Raw genomic sequence first — 15,808 nt, 5'->3', positions numbered from 1 at the left:
TGTCTACACCCCGCTTACTAAGCGGCCAAGAGTGCTGTCTGCATCTTCCTCCGCGAGGAAAGCCTCGCATGCCATGGTCAAGTTGATCTTAGCCATTTCCATGTAGCCGCGCTGCATGGACTCCCGGATGGAACGTTTCCTCCGTTCGCTCAAGTACAGCTTCATGGCCTGCCTAATCAATTCACTCCGGTTGGAATTCTCCAATTGAACAATTCCGTCCACTTCCTGCAAGAGATGATCGGGCAAGCTGATCATGATTCTTTTGGTGTTCTGCAAATTAGCCACCTTCTCTTCCACCCCCACAAACCTTCTGCCCTTGTGTTCCAGTGTTACAATATACAAGGAATTTTATACAAGGAATATATGCCGCCAGTATATCAAGTATGCTGCATCCCATTATAAACTAGAAATGGTGGTTCGTATAGGCTTTTAGTCACATCTCCTAATACGATACAATTCCTTCTATTTTCTCCCTTGTATAACATCACTGTCAAGAACTTTCAGTTTGTGAGCAGAGCATTTACTAATTTAGGAAGTGTGCCTTCACTTATATAAACGCGGGGCACCCGATGAGCCAACATGCAGATAACCTCGTAGTGAATTGTTCCAAGCTGGAGAGCCAACTCGTCTGCCGTGATCATCACGTCAGCTTGACGGCCGATGAGAACAACTTCTTCGCCTGCTTTAATTTGTTCCGCTTCTGCAGCGAAAGATTTGAGTGATACCATACACTGATCCATGCAGATTGTTCCGACGACAGGAACGCGGCGTCCACGTATTAGCACCTCCGCTTTGCCAGTTAGCATGCGGGAATATCCATCTGCGTACCCCACAGGTAGCGTTGCAATAATCTCCTCGCTCTCTGTGATGTACCTAGTGCCGTAACTGACGCCCCAATCGGCAGGCAGGCTTTTGACATATACAACCTGCGTCTTCAGCGTCAATACCGGACGTAGTTCTACCAGTTGACGGTTCACCTCTGTGGAGGGATAAAATCCGTACAAGCTGATGCCTACACGCACCATGTTGCTGGATAAATAAGGTGAATCAATGGCCGTAGCGCTATTGCCCGTATGTATGATCGGGATCTGAATGTTCTGCTCCCGCAGCGTTTCCGCCACGCTCATGAACCGTCGATGCTGTTCCAGTGTATAGCTTTTGTCTTGTTCGTCTGCCTTGGCAAAATGGGTAAACATACCCTCCAGCTCCGCCTGCGCAACAGACTGCACTTCAGAGATAAATGCAGGTGCGTCAGCTGGTAAAAGACCCAGTCGTCCCATCCCGCTATCAATCTTGATATGCACCTTCAGCCGATGTTCCGGATCTATAGGAAGCTGTCTTATAGCCTCCAGTACCTCCGGTGTGAACAGTGTTACAGTTACATGGTTCTCCCAGGCAACGGCTATTCCTTCTGGGGAAGTGTAGCCAAGCACCAGTATAGGAATCAGTATTCCCGCCTGACGCAGCTCCAATGCTTCATCCAAAAAAGCCACACTAACATAATCTGCTCCGAGTCTTTCCAGCTCCCGTGTCACTTCCACTGCTCCATGGCCGTACGCATTTCCTTTGACGCATCCCATAAACTTTGTCTCTGCCGGCAAGTAGCGGCGAAAGGCTTCGTAATTGGCACGCAAATCATCCAGATTAATTTCGGCTACTGTCGGTCGATAGCTTGCTTGCACTTCAAGTCACCTTCTTACGTTGTAGTAAAACGTCATTGCTGCATTGCATTAATCATTGTCTTAGTACCAATGGTAATGCTACAGAAGGTAGCTGTCAATGTGTGCTGGAGCCCCGGCAAATAAAGAAAAGCGGATACTACGTTGTAGAGGAAAGAATCCCACAAAACGCAGTATCCGCCTACTTTTTATTATTTACCCGATTGTGCCTCCATAGAAGCGGCAATTTGCATCATTTCATTAGCAGGAAGATTGGCACTTGTAATTCGGTACTCTACTCCCTCAGACATCCAAGTCAATGTCTGCTGCTCATCCCCACTCAGAACTCCCCATGTAAAACCAAGGTCTTTCAGGGTTCCAGGCGCCAGTGCTACCGCACGGTCCAGTGGACGGGATTCCATAATAGTGTACTGATAAATCCCATCATATCGGATGAGAACAGCATGGTCTTTGTTCCCCTCCAATTTATGCGAGTCCTTAAACTCTACACCAGCTGGAATATAATCAGGTTCAATGATCCCAAAGTCTCCAAGCTCTGCAGCCACTGGTTGCTCAGCCGGTTCTTGGCCTTCAGGAGCTGTAATTGGATTACCATTCTCATCAACCTCAGCTACTGTGCTCTCTGCGGACTTACCCGAGGCCATGTTCTTTTCCATATCAAAAGAATCCTTGGTGAAATCCGTATCGAATTTGAAGGTGTCAAACTTCACGTTTACAACTACCTTCGCTTCAGAATCCGAGACTTGAACCTGTTTAGGTTCATAAGTCTTTTTATCAAGCCAAATCTTTTGCCGTACAAGGGCATTGCTTTGATAATTCGCGGCTACCTCGAACACATAGTTATCCCCATCTTCCACAAATTGGCGATTATTATCCGAAACTATGCCACGAACCAACGTCTGATACAGATAGACCTGACCTTGATCATCCGGCCAATCGCTTTGGAAACGGAAGCTCTTATTCATACTTGGTGTGAGTACGAACACTCCCTCATCATTACGAAGTACGATCTGCGTAATATCCTTCTGAACATTTGCCAAGCTGATCCGGTAGTAGGAAGGATTCTTGTACCATACCTCTACCTTATACTCCTGCGGCTGTTCCCCGGTATACAGGGTCATTGTGCCAGAACCTTGGTACGTTCCCTGCTTACTTTCCAACTTGTCAGCCACATTGTTCAAATCCTTGACTACGGAAGCGGCATCCTTCTTCCCGCACCCCGTCATCACCAGGGCCACGCTCATAATGATCGCGAGTACCCATGTTATCCGGCGCATGACATCATCCCCTTAACCTGTTTTGAATGCATTGATTAGTACATGTCTATGAGGGACTTGGCCGCAATATGCAGACGGGCATGACAAGCGTGCAGCATTGATTTATTTTATGAGCTCCAACAAGCCAAAAAGCCCGCGCACAGCGCTGGCTCTATACTTCATCAGAAGTTGCAATATCATTATGTAGGGTGTTTTAACCATTCTCTTCAATTCTCGTTATCACTATGTACTGCTTTATTGTACTGATTAATTAATTCATCTAATCTCATGGACTGTCTGATCACATTTGGATGCGAAAGCCCTCCATGTTGCCTCTCCATCAAATAAAGTTTGTTTCTAGCACCCTCTATTCTCTTTTGGATAATTTCCTGATCATTCATTAACACTACCTCCCTAATGTAATATTTTAGAGGTATATGTCAAATTCTTAATTTTACATTGAAGTGCATTACTAGAATTGAAAAAAAAGCGATTCCAGATTTAATCAGAGAACTCTCTTTATTGATATCTTCTATGAAACTATCACTACTAAGCACTGTCAATAACAAAACAATTTTTCTTTTCATTGATTCTAAGCAGATTCTGGTACTCCTTCTGCGTTTCTAAAGATGCAGTATGCCGAAGCTGCTCAAACATTCCGACACACTTAATTATACATGATTCGTTATTAATCCTCACAGAATTCTCCAAACTATCCATTATATATTTTATACTAAGCTCATATTTTCCTCTTCTTATATAATACAATGCTATTTCAGCCATAAAAAAAGTGTATCTGTCTTCGATAATTTGTCGATTATAACATTTAAGATTTCTCTGCTGATCTCTAAAATCTGATATTTCTTGCTCAAACCGCTGAAGAATATCATCCACATTAAAATCATAGTGGTTGGCTGCCTGAAGGATTTTGAACAGGCCTGGAAGAAATTCTTCTTTTCTATCTTCAATATAGGTCACATATTCCGGAAGCATTGCTGCATCACCTTTTAAAATTTTCAGCAAAAAAATATTAGCCTGCGCCCAACCCATACATTGATTCATGAGTTGCAAAGCTTCCTCCGTATCCTCACGAATCCAGCTCATGTCCATGTAAAGGTTGATATAATGCAATGCTCTATCATAATCTCCAAGCTCTCTGTAAACTACTGAACGTAACACATAAGAATATAAAATATATGAAAATAAGGGCATTGCAGGTTCCTTTTGTACCCCGTTTTTTCTGGCTCGCTCATTATTATAATTATATTGAATGGATGCTTTTTTGCCCAATTCCTTAGTCATTACCATTACCTTATCCCAATGCCTCAAAGCGCTATATGTATTCGCCAGAACCTTCAGTGCGTCAAGCTGATCAACTTCATCAAGCCGATTTACAAAGCCCTCAAACTGCACCGCTGCCCGCAAATTCACATCCTGATCGCCCCCTAGAGCAATCGTAAACAATCTGTATTGGCAAAAAGCCAGCCGCTCTGAATGCTGATACTTCTCACTCTCCGCCACACTCCGGTATAACAACGCTGCAGCTTCATATTTCCCTTGTGCAAAGAAATCTTCTGCTGTATCAAACAACGGGTGTGTATAAGATAGGCTGTCCATCATGATTCCAATCACCCGGCTTATACATTCCAGCTTATCTAGTTCAGCACAGCGATATAGAAAAGGTCGAAGACGTCTCCAATTGGGATTGGAATGTATAAAACACTCCTCCACATACATATCGTAAAAGCAGCCTTCCTCTAATCCCATACCTTTTGTAATCCGATCTAATTGCTGCATGGCTATAGGACGATTCCCATTCATAATGTTGCTAATCGTGCCTGAATTTACTTTAGATACCTCTGCGAATTGATTAATTGTTATTCCATTCTTCTTGAGGTAGTCCGCCAGTTCTGCACGAATGGTCATCTGCTTCATGATCAAAGCCACCTTTCGCCATCATGATTCATATATAGATCAATAGTATTTAAATAATAATATGTCTAATTATTCCAGTGGTCAAATACTTTTTTTGACTCAATTGATTATACATTTATTCAATTAGTGATGTATAAAATACAAATTAGCCGAATGTAAAAAACCACCAGAACACAAGGTGTATTAGACCTTTTCTGGTGGCTTTTCTAATGCTACTTCTATCCATCGTTATTCAATACATGCATTTAAATTCAACTAAGAACTAGGTTTAATCATCATGTCCAGCTTATTTATATAAGAACCGAGCGCTTCAATTAACTTCTCTTGGTTTTGTATCTCCTCTTTCGAAAGCCGATCCATATGAACACTTCCATCTGCATCAAATACCTTGGCATCATAGCTTTGCAACTCATTTATTAATTGTTCGATCTCCGCAAACTCTTCTTTAGTAAGCCTCTGTTCTGCTTTTTCCAGCAAGCCATCCCAGAAAGTATCACGATCAACGACAGCCGACTTTGCCTTAGGGATTTCCGTTTCATTCATTTTCTCAAAATAAGGTTTAAGCTCAACCTGTAAATCGTTATATGCCTTTTGATCCTTCGCACTTAACTGTTCCAGGTGAAAGACTCCTTCAGCATCGGCGATTTGCAGATTGTAAGCTCCCAATTCCTCTAGTAATGACATCAATTTTGTGAATTCCTCTTCGTTAAAACTTTGCTTCGCGCTCTGCAGTTTGGCTTCAAGCCTGTCATATTGTTGCTGGGTTACTCCAATCGTAGCAGCAGTTGCTTGTGAGCCATACAGGGTATCCGCCAAATAATTATATCCGGCATATGCTCCAGTAGGAATTAATAATGCAGCCGCCAAAATGCTTGCTACAAGCCATTTTTTCATTCGTCTTCCCCCTAACCTAGTCTCGGTCTGATTTAGTATTTGCTCCTTCAGTTCCGGTGGGGCACTTAGATTTCTCGCCTCTTCCTGCAGAACTGTCCGTAACTCTTCATTGAAATTCATGCAGGTCCTCCACCTTTCCCTTAAAAAGAGTATGATTTTCTGGCTTCTGACGAAGCTTATGCAGTGCAGCATGAATACGGGATTTCACCGTACCCAGAGGGATACCCAGTATCGCGGCACTTTCTTCCTGTGAATATTCATTTAAATAGTGCAGAATAATCACCTGCTTCAGCTTAAATGGAAGACGATCAACACTTGCTAGTAGACGGCGGTTAGCTAACCTGTCCACAACATCACTAGTGAAATCAGGTTCCATCCTTAGATCAGTCTGCTCTACTTTTTTGACCATTCGGAGATGCGTCCATCTCTTTCTTCGATAGGCATGAATTTGCCGCATAACCAGCCCCATAAGCCAAGGCCTAAAAGGACGATTGACGTCAAATTGCTCAAGCGACCGGTGCACCTGAATATAAATCTCCTGAACAACATCATCCACATCGGAGGTTTCGCGAACGAGAAAATGAACGGTCTGATACACATCCCGAATCGTTGCTTCATATAGTTCACTGTACGCTTCACGGCTGCCGGCTAGCGTAAGCGCAATGAGCTGAGAATATTCATTTGGATGTTTCATCCCTCTCAATCCCTCCTTCGGTCTTACACTATGTATTGGTAAATAGAGAATAAATCGTTCGATTTATTTTAAAAAACAACCAGGCAGCGATTTTCCGGTTATTGGAGAATCGCTGCCTGGTGTTTTTACTCTGCAGCGGCTTATTGGAGTAGATGAAGTCGGCGGATGACCGCCGGCTTTGCTTGAACAGATTATGGGCGGTGGAAGCTGATCTTCAGCTTTGCTTGAGCAGATTATGGGCAGTGGAAGCTGGTCTTCAGCTTTGCTTGAGCAGATTATGCGCAGGTGGAAGCTGGTCTTCAGCTTTTCACACCCGCTTTGGCCGGACCCTGCCGAAATCTATGGGATAACTGCATTCTGTACACTTATTCCGTATGTAAAAGGGTTTACTCTGATTTTAAGTGTATTCTATACAATTAAAAAGCAGAGAAACTTCCTATAGTGGTGTAAATCGTGAAAATAAGTGTACGAAATACAATTATATCCATCGAAGCGTTGTTTCGCAGAAATATAGTTGTACGAAGTACAGCTATATTCTCCCAATCGTTGTTTGCATGTGCCCTCAATAAAGCGAAAAAGGGGAGATCCATATGGATCATCCCCTTACCCGTTATACTCGAATAGTAACCACCTATCTTACTAAAAAATCAGTCAGCGGATAGACTCAGCAACTTTGATCAAATCATTCTTGTCCAAGCTAGCTGATGTTACACCGTATAACACTCCATTGGCTTCCCAGTCCAACCCTTTTCCATTAACCAATACAGCATCAACTCCGTTAATCTTCACTTTTTCGATGGTGCCATCCGTCGACATCTCATAAGCCGTTTCGGAATCAGCGTGCCGCTGCTGCATCGAGATGATCTCATCGGTAGCTTCATTAACAAAATATAAATTAATATATTTGCTATTGATCACATCACCATTGCTATCCTTATAAAACTCTGCACGATCAAAGGTATAACCCTCTGGTAAATACGCCGGTAAGCCCACATCAAAAATCGTATATTCGTTTAGCTTGCTAGAATCCCTCTCGATCAGCAATTCCGCTTTCTCTTGATCCCTCTCAGATTGCGTAACCAGTCTGCCGTCTTCAACTCCGACGATTTTTTCCCCATCAGCATTGTAGATATCACCTGCCTTTTGAGCAGCGTCGAGGGTCACAAGCGCATTTCCTTTGCTATCAAAAATCTTCCCCTTTAAGTCATCCGGAATCACGTTGGAATCCGCAGAAAATTCTACTTCATGGGCTACAATATGGCCTAAGTTTATCGTTTGCAATACTTTCATTAACAGCTCCTGCGCAAATGACGGCTGCACAAAAGTTACACTTAATACGCTAACCACTAGCAAAGTTGCCAGCATAACAGCAGGACGTCTTAATCTATGTTTTGTATGCAATCCTTTCTCCTCCTTTTGGCCGGCATACTTTCTCCGTGCCTTATTCAGAATGGCTGTTTTGTCAGAGCCCTCGCTGAAATCTTTATGGGCCAGAACCCTGCCTAGCTCAAGCAGCTCCTTGTACTCCCCAGCACCCTTTAAATCATTTGCCGCTCCATATATACTTTCATCTAAATCTGCTGAGAACTTCTGCTGTATGTCTTTACTGTTCATAGCTGCTCCACGCTCCCTATTTCAGTCTTCAGCTTTTTCATAGTCCGGTAGAGTATCACACCGATATTGCTCTCCGAAATTCCCGTAACCTGGGCAATCTCTCTATTTCTCAGATTAGCACCAAATTTTAGAGCCACAATATTCCGCTCCTTTGAGCTCAATGTATTCAAGGCTTCGTTAAGCCTTCCACTACGTTCTCCCTGGAGGATCAAGTTTTCCGGATCTTTCCTGCTAGAAACCAGTTCCTTGACGGCATCCAGCGAAAAGAAAATTTTCCTTTTAAAACTCCGGTAATGATCATTGACCACGTTTCTGGCAATGGCGAATAACCATACCTCTAAAGGAGCTTTTTCCTGAGAATAGGTCGATAGTTTCGCCAACGTTTTCTCAAAAACGAGGCTTGTCAGATCCTCAGCCGTATGGAGAGAACTAACCCGGTAAGCGATGTAGTTAAATATTCTTTTATAGTAGGTTTCAAAAATCGTTGTGAACAAAACATCTATGTCAGCATTTTCCTGTATATTCTCTTTTACAAAAGGATGAAGCAATGCGCGCTCATGCATCAATCGAACTCTCCTTTCCCACCACATTTTCACTTAGCTAAGTAAATTCATCAGTTAATACGATACATTTCCAATTTCATTACAAGATATAAAAAAAGAAGAGTTCCAGCGCTAATTTCAGTCTTTCTAACCAAGCTACAGTAACCCGGCAACTTGACAAGCTTATTATAGCTTCTATATATTTTAGTAACTAAAGTAAATTGGAGCGAGGCAATGTTATGAGCACAAAGGAAGAGAAACAAAATGCTATCCATAAGGTCATGGAATCTATGGCAAATGTGCAGCAGAAATCCCAGTTTTTCATTGATATGATCACTAAAAAGGAAACCCTGACTCACAATCAGATCATGCTGCTGTTTCAACTCCGGCTTACCGGAAGCTTGAACATTACTGACATCTCTGAACGCTTCGTGGTTACACCCGGAGCTGCTTCTTCCATGTGCGATAAGCTTGAGGAAGCTGGACTTATTGAACGGGTGCGGACTAAAGAAGACCGCAGAGTTGTCAATATTGTCCTTACAGAACAAGGTGATCAGCGTATCCATACAATATTTGAAGCATTTCCTACCCCTGATCTGAATAAAATCTCCGGAACTTTAGAACAAATAAATAAATTGATGGAACAAATGATGCACTAACAGCCTTCATTTTGCTCCTTATCAGCTATACTCTTTTCTATAAACACTGTCTGTCAGGAAACTGACGGCAGTGTTTTTTTAGGTTTAACTCCCAAATTATTATATTGACTATATATTATAATCAATATATATTTTAATCATTAAAATATATTTCAAAGGACGGTACTGTAAATGTCCAATAATAACAATACTTATGAACGTACTGACATGATCGATCCACCCTTGAAGGTAAGAGGTTCGCAGTTTGTTCGAGAGAATATTAATACGGTCACAGTTGATGTGTTTGGCCACTTAAGTACCAAAGGGAGCGTCTCGACTTCTAAACTCAAAGTATCTGGTGACTGTACAATTGGGGGGAATTGTAAGGCTAATCAGGTAAACAATCTAGGGAGTCTGCGCGTTCAAAATATCCAAGCAGATAATCTCCGCTCTTCTGGATACATGTCCGTAGCAGAAAATGCTGCAGCTGGGACTTTTTATGCTGAAGGTGCCGTGAAGATAAAGAGACTAACTGCAGATTCATCGATTGAGATCCGTTTAGGCAATAGAAGCACTGTCGAGGTTATGAGAGCTGGCGGTAACATTATCGTTAAACCCTCTTCCAAGTTGATTAATGCGCTGATGCACCCTTTTCGAAAACTTACCTGCACAACAATTGAAGGAACTAACATAACGTTATACCGGACGACAGCTGACCTTGTGTGCGGTGAAGAAATCATCGTCGGACCGGGTTGTACCATTGGGGAAATCCGCTATAGCAAAAGTCTGACGGTGGATCTTAAGTCGCAAGTTGACCGAACTGTATTTTTAAACCCATAAGGGAGAGTTTACATGGAAAAAAGCACTCATTTGTCAGGAGCCACTGTGCTCAAAAACATCGCCAAAGGAGCCATCATCTTATTCTGTGTACCAATCCTTAGTGTCTGGGCCGTGGGGAGTGTTGTCTGTGCAATCATTGCACCTATCGGTGGTGTACTAGGTATTGTTGGCATCCAAGGAATAGGACTAAATGCCTTTCCAGATTATGATTTACCGAACATTCTCAGCCTTCCAATCGGTCTCTGCCTCTCCTTACTTTTGTTCATTTCTTTCTATTACACTCGTCGTTTATTGCGTGGATGCCTGCATTTTATTAAAAACTAGCGAACTGTAACAAGCTTGTATTCTCTTTGTTAATAGAAAGTGACCTACAACGCGCTGTTTTATTCTATACTTAAGGGGACTGGACTTTATCCTGGAGGTAATTATGAATAAAATCATCGCTATCGGAGCTATCACGCTCTTTTTGGCCGGATGCGGAGCATCGGCAACCATAGATATGGATACAACAATGGCTATTAACCAAACACAAGCTACTTCAGCACCACTGAAACTAATCGTCGACGGCGAAGCCGTTCTTCCTACCCTCTCCCCTTTTTTCCTAGATGCTAAGGTCTATGTACCTGCAAAAGTATTAATGGAATACTACACCTCAGAACAAAAATGGGATAATAACTTAAAGACCTTAACCATCTCTGACGGAAGCAGCAGTTATGTTCTGACGCCGGACAATGAGTATATGCAAGCTGACGGATATCAAACCTCACTTGAAGGACCAGCTATTCTACGAAACGGTATTTTATATATTCCAGCCGATTCCTTAAACTCTCTGTCTGGTGCCACTGCGCAGCTGAATGCAGCTGAAACTGAAGTATTAATAACATCAGGGGATGTTAGTACTACCGTCAGAACACCCAGCGAACCTCTTGCTATTGCTACAGAAAATGACCAAGTGAAGCTGTATGCTGCCCTTAAAGATGGCGGTACCTATGAGGGATTTGTTGTAGAGGTGAACGGTAACAAGCATACATTTGATTGGGAAGCACCCAGACTCTTAAGTTACCCTCCTGAGATTCATTATGCCGACGTCGATCAGGATGGGCAGGAAGAAATCGTTGTCATTCTGTGGCTCGGAACAGGTACGGGCATGTCCATGCAAGAGCTTCACGTGATTAAGCCTAACCAGTGGGAAGAAGTCACTGTCCTTTCTGCAGATAAAGCTGCCTCCGCATTGGTTACGTCAAAAATTTCTAATGAAAAAGGGGACGCCCTGATTCAAATTCAAGTTAAAGGCTCAACTCCATCCATGGTGACTTTGCGATATCCAGATCGTGCTGAGGATGGCAATCTAGGCGAAGAAGCCGGCATTGGTGCTGTTACTCACTACATAGTGGAAGAGGGCAAGCTAAAGGCGGAAACAAATGTTTATATTGGATTTCTGGAGAGTATTGGCACACTAACTTTTGCCTACAAACCGGGAAAAGATGGAATGGAACCCGACTCTATTCGCTTTGAGGTTCATGAGGAATTAGCTTCTTACGTGGAGGGTGAACAGTTATGATTGATGCCCATATACATTTAGAGCAATATGAACCTGAAGTTGCCGAACAGATACTGAGTGAACTGCCTGAAATGGGAGTTAAAGCCCTTATCGCTGTCTCTATGAACTTGGACTCTTGTATACGCACCCAAAGACTTGCAGCCATAAATCCCGGCGTGGTCCGTCCAGCTTATGGCTTTCATCCAGAGCAACCCTTGCCGCAGGATGCTGAGCTGGCTGCTCTACTGAAATGGATCGAGAGTCAATCTAGTGAGGATTATATTGCTGTGGGGGAAATCGGGCTACCTTACTATTCGCGTGCTGAAGCCTTAGAACGTGGCGAAACCTTTGATATGGAGCCCTATATTGAGCTGCTGGATCAGTTGCTTGGGTTAGCTTCCCGTCTCAATAAACCTGTGGTGCTGCATGCTGTCTATGAAGATGCGCTTATTGCTTGTGATCTCCTGGAGAAACATAACATACAGCATGCCCACTTCCACTGGTTCAAAGGTCCGGAAGAAGCCATTGCCCGCATGATGAAGAACGGCTACTATATCTCCTTCACCCCGGATATCCTGTATGAGCCGGAGATACAGGCGCTTGCCCGCCGTTATCCCCCAGAGCTAGTCATGGCTGAAACCGATGGTCCTTGGCCGTTCGAAGGACCTTTTGCAGGGAAAATCACCCATCCGTCTATGATTCGTGAAGTCGCCGCTGCTTGGGGAGCGCTCCATGGTTACACTCCCGGTGAAGCGGAAGAGTTATTGACTGCGAATACTAAGAGATTTTATAGCTTGTAGATGCTCTATAGCTTGTAGATAGATCTATTCTAGGAGTAGAGGAAAGTCAGGGCCTTAGCTATCCTAGCCTAACGCCAGACCAACATTATGAATAAACACAGCTTGGCTTGTGAATCCGTATTTTTCATAGTGGAAGTACTGTTCACAAGCCAACTTACTTAATCCAGATCCCCTTACCAATTTTCGTTTGATTCGGTAATATTTTCGCGTACATATTTTTGCGTATGTATTTACGTGTACTTATACATGCACGTATTTACACAAGCGTATTTACACGTACTTATACCTGCACGTATTTACACAAACGTATTTACACGTACTTATACCTGTACGCATTTACGCAAACGTATTTACACGTATTATACCTGTACGCATTTACACAAACGTATTTACACGTACTTATACCTGCACGTATTTCCACAAACGTATTTACACGTACTTATACCTGTACGCATTTATGCGTGCTTATTTACCTGTACATAGTTACGTGTACGTAGTTTACGCGTACTTATTTATCTGTAGTATTTACGTGCACGTAGTTTACGCGCTTATTTACGTGTATCTATTTATCTGTACGCAATTACACGTGCATATTTACGCGTGTGAAGCCGCTATCGGACACCGCTGACCTTATATGCAGCAATTCCCCACTTTTGGGATGAGAACGGACCCCAGAGTCGCTATTGGTATAAAAAATACCCAATAAGGTGTTCTTTTTAAGGTATAACGACGCTGGAGTCCGAAACCATGCTCCAAAGGCTAATAATCTGTGAATAATGTCAACTGAGTCCGTAAGTCTCAGGTTGATGATACTCGAGGTGCCTGTAGGCAGCCCCCAATAATCATAACCGCTCCACACCCACTAACGTTCCGCCTGTGAACTCCATTTTATAAATATCCGGCTTTGTGGTTTGAAGTAAAAAATTCAGATCATATTTGGCATCAAAATAGTTCATCATAAGCGTCATGACTGCACCGTGAGTTCCAATAGCAACCTTTTGACCGCTGTGATTACTCAGAATTTCTGCCAGTACACTAACTGAACGCTTCTGACACGCATGAATGGATTCCCCACCAACTGGGACAAAATCCGGATCTTCAAACATTTTTGCCAGTAATGGATACAGTTCCTGATCAGTCATAATCGTACTTCCGTCCGAGAAATGGATCTCCCGCAGGTCTTCAACACTTTGAATCTCTGCTCCTAACTCCTGCGCCAATCCAGAAATCGTATGTATAGCCCGAAGGTATGGACTTGAATAGAAGACTTGAATTCCTTCCAGACGTAATTTTTCCGTTATCTTGCAGGCATCTGCCTCCCCTTTCGCGGTTAGTCCGCGAGTCCTTTCAGTTCCTCCGGGCAGTTTGGGCGACTCACCGTGCCTCACCATATAAATAAAAGTAGCCATCCTTTCCCTCCTTTACCTCTACAAATTCTAATGTTCTAGCCAATCTCCTCTACACACTAAAAAAGCCCTTACGGACGAGAAACTGTCCTATCGGGCTAGGTAATATTGTAACTTATAACGTTTCGTGCAGCAGTTGCTTTAGATCACAAAGTAATAACTTATTGAGAAGTCACTTATTAAGGAGATACTTATTGAGAAGTCACTTATTGAGATATCACTTATTGAGAAATCGCTCACTGAGAAGTCACATATTAAGGCGACTATGACTAAGGAGACTATTAATTGCACTATATACAACTATTAAGCGGTAAAAGAGGCCTCCTGAGCAAATAAGTGTACTCTGTGCAACTAAAAATCATCTTTCCTAGACTAAAAGGGAGAAAATCAAATAATAACTGCACAAAGTACAACTAAATCCCAGTTCGATCGCTGAAAGGGAATTTAACTGCACATTCTGCAACTAAATGCTAGAAAGTCACGCTAGTTTCTCTCTCCCACTCAAACTTTCTAGTCCGCTAGGGATCGGCTAGAGAGTCACCCAAGATTCTCTCTCCCACTCAAGCTTTCTAGTACCGCTAGGAAGTCACGCTAGCTAGACTAGCGTGCTACCTGCTAGCTACCCTCCATCACCTCAACCGTCCTAGCCTGCTCCGCAGAGCTATCGCTCTTCTCTTTCTGCGTAGGCCACAGTACGCGCCCGAAGGCGATGCCCAGCACACCAATCAGAGCGATTACGATGCCAAAATTCAAAAAGATACGGCTAGGCCCAGCAACCTGCACCATCACTCCGCCGAGGAGTGGCGCGCCAATCATAACTCCGCTAAGAATGGTACTCTGAATACCGAACACACGCCCTGTCATGTGCGGGGGTGTTTCTTTTTGCAGACAATAATTGAAGGTGATCATAAACATTCCATTCCCGAGACCCAATAAAAATCCTAGCAGCAATACAGTAAGGATGGAGACTCCCGGCTGAAGCAGGCCCAGCCCTCCGACCGATATACCAATAAGCGCGTAACCCGTACCCAGCTTCCAGCCGTAGCCTGTTCCCCTGTTCAATTTGTTCAGGACCATGATCATGAATACAGCCCCCACGCCTGTTGCCGCAACAAGCCAGCCCAGCATAGATTCCTCAGAAGGTGCAATAATTCTGAATAGACTAGTGAACTGGAAATCGATCATCTGAATGGCCAACGCACCAACTAAACCAAACAGCATGCTGTTTAGAAGCAGTCTGCTGCGCAGCATAAAGCTCCAGCCTTCTTTCCACATCGTACGGAGGGGGACACGTTCCGCTTGATCGCCCTTACCTTCTGTGCGAACTTGTTCTACATCACTTTTCTTAACTGTAAGTAGAAGCAAATAGGAACAGCCTCTGAGACAAGCATTGATCAATATACACCACTGAGGCGTAAGAACAGACAACGCGAAACCGCCCAGTAAAGGTCCCGCGATTTTCGAGCCTTGATTCACAAGCCCATTAAGCGAGGTGGCTTGGAGCAGCTGATCTTCTCTAACCATACTACGGGTCATCGACTGCTGAGCAGGCACGTTTAACGTAGAAATGGCAGCACGCAACATCAGTAATGGGAGCAACCACACCATACTGGGTGCAAATAATACGAATACGGTTAACAGTGCCGTAAGCAGATCACACATTCGCATCAGCTTCAGCTTGTTCAGTCGGTCAGCCACTACCCCTGCGAACGAGCCCAGCAAAATCCCCGGCAAAGCTATGGAGACCGGAATCAAAGCCAGCATTAGCGGGCTGGCCTGCCAGCGGTACCCTACGAGTACCTGAATCGCCAAGGCGTCAAACCAATCCCCAAAGGTCGCTGTCGCAAATGCGCTGTACACACGCATATACACCTTGTTCTTAAGCAGGCTCGTGCCTGCTTGTATTGAAGCATTCATTAAACATTCCTCCAAATTACAATTAAGAACTTATTAGCATGACCTTAATGTAA

At 43.5% G+C, this 15,808-nt stretch carries 17 protein-coding genes; 6 read left to right on the top strand and 11 right to left on the bottom strand.

Features of this window, described 5'->3' with window-relative positions:
• Positions 1-3: 3 nt before the first annotated feature.
• The 7 genes from NST94_RS05495 to NST94_RS05465 all read right to left on the bottom strand — a co-directional run bounded on the left by NST94_RS05495 (position 4) and on the right by NST94_RS05465 (position 6,458).
• Positions 4-285 carry a CopG family ribbon-helix-helix protein gene (locus NST94_RS05495; protein ID WP_025698676.1) on the bottom strand — a complete coding sequence of 94 codons (282 nt, stop codon included), beginning with the start codon at positions 283-285 and terminating at the stop codon, positions 4-6.
• 215 nt (positions 286-500) lie between these two features.
• Positions 501-1,682, bottom strand: coding sequence for an alanine racemase (gene alr, locus NST94_RS05490; RefSeq protein WP_036686775.1), 1,182 nt, complete (start codon positions 1,680-1,682; stop codon positions 501-503).
• A 188-nt stretch (positions 1,683-1,870) separates the two neighbouring features.
• A complete protein-coding gene (locus NST94_RS05485) occupies positions 1,871-2,956 on the bottom strand; it encodes an outer membrane lipoprotein carrier protein LolA (protein WP_076129533.1) in 1,086 nt (361 codons plus the stop codon).
• A gap of 206 nt (positions 2,957-3,162) precedes the next feature.
• A complete protein-coding gene (locus NST94_RS05480) occupies positions 3,163-3,336 on the bottom strand; it encodes an aspartyl-phosphate phosphatase Spo0E family protein (RefSeq protein ID WP_076129534.1) in 174 nt (57 codons plus the stop codon).
• 148 nt (positions 3,337-3,484) lie between these two features.
• Entirely contained in the window at positions 3,485-4,870 is a 1,386-nt protein-coding gene (locus tag NST94_RS05475; protein ID WP_339281762.1) for a helix-turn-helix transcriptional regulator, read from the bottom strand.
• Between the two features lie 255 nt (positions 4,871-5,125).
• Positions 5,126-5,884 (bottom strand): DUF3600 domain-containing protein, encoded by a 759-nt coding sequence (locus NST94_RS05470; protein ID WP_339281761.1) that lies wholly within the window; start codon positions 5,882-5,884, stop codon positions 5,126-5,128.
• Entirely contained in the window at positions 5,871-6,458 is a 588-nt protein-coding gene (locus NST94_RS05465) for a sigma-70 family RNA polymerase sigma factor (RefSeq protein ID WP_036686766.1), read from the bottom strand. Before NST94_RS05465 ends, NST94_RS05470 begins: the two co-directional genes overlap by 14 nt.
• Before the next feature lie 182 nt (positions 6,459-6,640).
• On the opposite strand from NST94_RS05465, the gene NST94_RS05460 reads away from it, so the two are divergent.
• Positions 6,641-6,808, top strand: a complete 168-nt coding sequence (locus NST94_RS05460; protein WP_339281760.1) for a hypothetical protein — start codon at positions 6,641-6,643, stop codon at positions 6,806-6,808.
• 301 nt (positions 6,809-7,109) lie between these two features.
• Here the strand turns inward: NST94_RS05460 and NST94_RS05455 are convergent, their stop codons facing one another.
• Together NST94_RS05455 and NST94_RS05450 are read right to left on the bottom strand one after the other, a co-directional pair.
• Positions 7,110-8,072: a DUF4367 domain-containing protein gene (locus NST94_RS05455; protein ID WP_339281759.1), complete on the bottom strand. Its 963-nt coding sequence runs from the start codon at positions 8,070-8,072 to the stop codon at positions 7,110-7,112.
• A complete protein-coding gene (locus NST94_RS05450; protein WP_076129539.1) occupies positions 8,069-8,635 on the bottom strand; it encodes a sigma-70 family RNA polymerase sigma factor in 567 nt (188 codons plus the stop codon). Before NST94_RS05450 ends, NST94_RS05455 begins: the two co-directional genes overlap by 4 nt.
• 218 nt (positions 8,636-8,853) lie before the next feature.
• Here NST94_RS05450 and NST94_RS05445 point away from each other — a divergent pair, with 218 nt between their 5' ends.
• The 5 genes from NST94_RS05445 to NST94_RS05425 all read left to right on the top strand — a co-directional run bounded on the left by NST94_RS05445 (position 8,854) and on the right by NST94_RS05425 (position 12,432).
• Entirely contained in the window at positions 8,854-9,273 is a 420-nt protein-coding gene (locus tag NST94_RS05445; RefSeq protein ID WP_076129540.1) for a MarR family transcriptional regulator, read from the top strand.
• A 171-nt stretch (positions 9,274-9,444) separates the two neighbouring features.
• The gene (locus NST94_RS05440) at positions 9,445-10,092 is read left to right on the top strand and encodes a hypothetical protein (RefSeq protein ID WP_339281758.1); all 648 of its coding nucleotides are present in this window, start codon (positions 9,445-9,447) and stop codon (positions 10,090-10,092) included.
• A 12-nt stretch (positions 10,093-10,104) separates the two neighbouring features.
• Complete coding sequence (locus NST94_RS05435; protein WP_076129542.1) at positions 10,105-10,416, top strand: hypothetical protein; 312 nt, start codon at positions 10,105-10,107, stop codon at positions 10,414-10,416.
• A 103-nt stretch (positions 10,417-10,519) separates the two neighbouring features.
• Positions 10,520-11,653 carry a copper amine oxidase N-terminal domain-containing protein gene (locus NST94_RS05430; protein WP_076303366.1) on the top strand — a complete coding sequence of 378 codons (1,134 nt, stop codon included), beginning with the start codon at positions 10,520-10,522 and terminating at the stop codon, positions 11,651-11,653.
• Entirely contained in the window at positions 11,650-12,432 is a 783-nt protein-coding gene (locus NST94_RS05425) for a TatD family hydrolase (protein WP_076277896.1), read from the top strand. The genes NST94_RS05430 and NST94_RS05425 overlap by 4 nt, the downstream gene beginning before the upstream one ends.
• 842 nt (positions 12,433-13,274) lie before the next feature.
• Here the strand turns inward: NST94_RS05425 and NST94_RS05420 are convergent.
• Positions 13,275-13,841: a histidine phosphatase family protein gene (locus NST94_RS05420; RefSeq protein WP_339281757.1), complete on the bottom strand. Its 567-nt coding sequence runs from the start codon at positions 13,839-13,841 to the stop codon at positions 13,275-13,277.
• Between the two features lie 612 nt (positions 13,842-14,453).
• Positions 14,454-15,755: an MFS transporter gene (locus tag NST94_RS05415; protein ID WP_339281756.1), complete on the bottom strand. Its 1,302-nt coding sequence runs from the start codon at positions 15,753-15,755 to the stop codon at positions 14,454-14,456.
• Positions 15,756-15,808 lie beyond the last annotated feature (53 nt).

It is taken from the genome of Paenibacillus sp. FSL H8-0282 (assembly GCF_037963825.1).
Lineage (GTDB): Bacteria > Bacillota > Bacilli > Paenibacillales > Paenibacillaceae > Paenibacillus_AQ > Paenibacillus_AQ odorifer.
Note: the sequence above shows the minus strand (reverse complement) of the source record. Positions and strands in the feature narration are given on the sequence as shown.

Coding starts and splice junctions, on each gene's coding strand:
- NST94_RS05430 (WP_076303366.1), top strand. CDS start 10,520: ATGAATAAAATCATCGCTATCGGAGCTATCACGCTCTTTTTGGCCGGA.
- NST94_RS05415 (WP_339281756.1), bottom strand. CDS start 15,755: ATGAATGCTTCAATACAAGCAGGCACGAGCCTGCTTAAGAACAAGGTG.
- NST94_RS05420 (WP_339281757.1), bottom strand. CDS start 13,841: ATGGCTACTTTTATTTATATGGTGAGGCACGGTGAGTCGCCCAAACTG.
- NST94_RS05450 (WP_076129539.1), bottom strand. CDS start 8,635: ATGCATGAGCGCGCATTGCTTCATCCTTTTGTAAAAGAGAATATACAG.
- NST94_RS05470 (WP_339281761.1), bottom strand. CDS start 5,884: ATGAATTTCAATGAAGAGTTACGGACAGTTCTGCAGGAAGAGGCGAGA.
- NST94_RS05445 (WP_076129540.1), top strand. CDS start 8,854: ATGAGCACAAAGGAAGAGAAACAAAATGCTATCCATAAGGTCATGGAA.
- NST94_RS05455 (WP_339281759.1), bottom strand. CDS start 8,072: ATGAACAGTAAAGACATACAGCAGAAGTTCTCAGCAGATTTAGATGAA.
- NST94_RS05485 (WP_076129533.1), bottom strand. CDS start 2,956: ATGCGCCGGATAACATGGGTACTCGCGATCATTATGAGCGTGGCCCTG.
- NST94_RS05475 (WP_339281762.1), bottom strand. CDS start 4,870: ATGAAGCAGATGACCATTCGTGCAGAACTGGCGGACTACCTCAAGAAG.
- NST94_RS05435 (WP_076129542.1), top strand. CDS start 10,105: ATGGAAAAAAGCACTCATTTGTCAGGAGCCACTGTGCTCAAAAACATC.
- NST94_RS05480 (WP_076129534.1), bottom strand. CDS start 3,336: ATGAATGATCAGGAAATTATCCAAAAGAGAATAGAGGGTGCTAGAAAC.
- NST94_RS05465 (WP_036686766.1), bottom strand. CDS start 6,458: ATGAAACATCCAAATGAATATTCTCAGCTCATTGCGCTTACGCTAGCC.
- NST94_RS05425 (WP_076277896.1), top strand. CDS start 11,650: ATGATTGATGCCCATATACATTTAGAGCAATATGAACCTGAAGTTGCC.
- NST94_RS05440 (WP_339281758.1), top strand. CDS start 9,445: ATGTCCAATAATAACAATACTTATGAACGTACTGACATGATCGATCCA.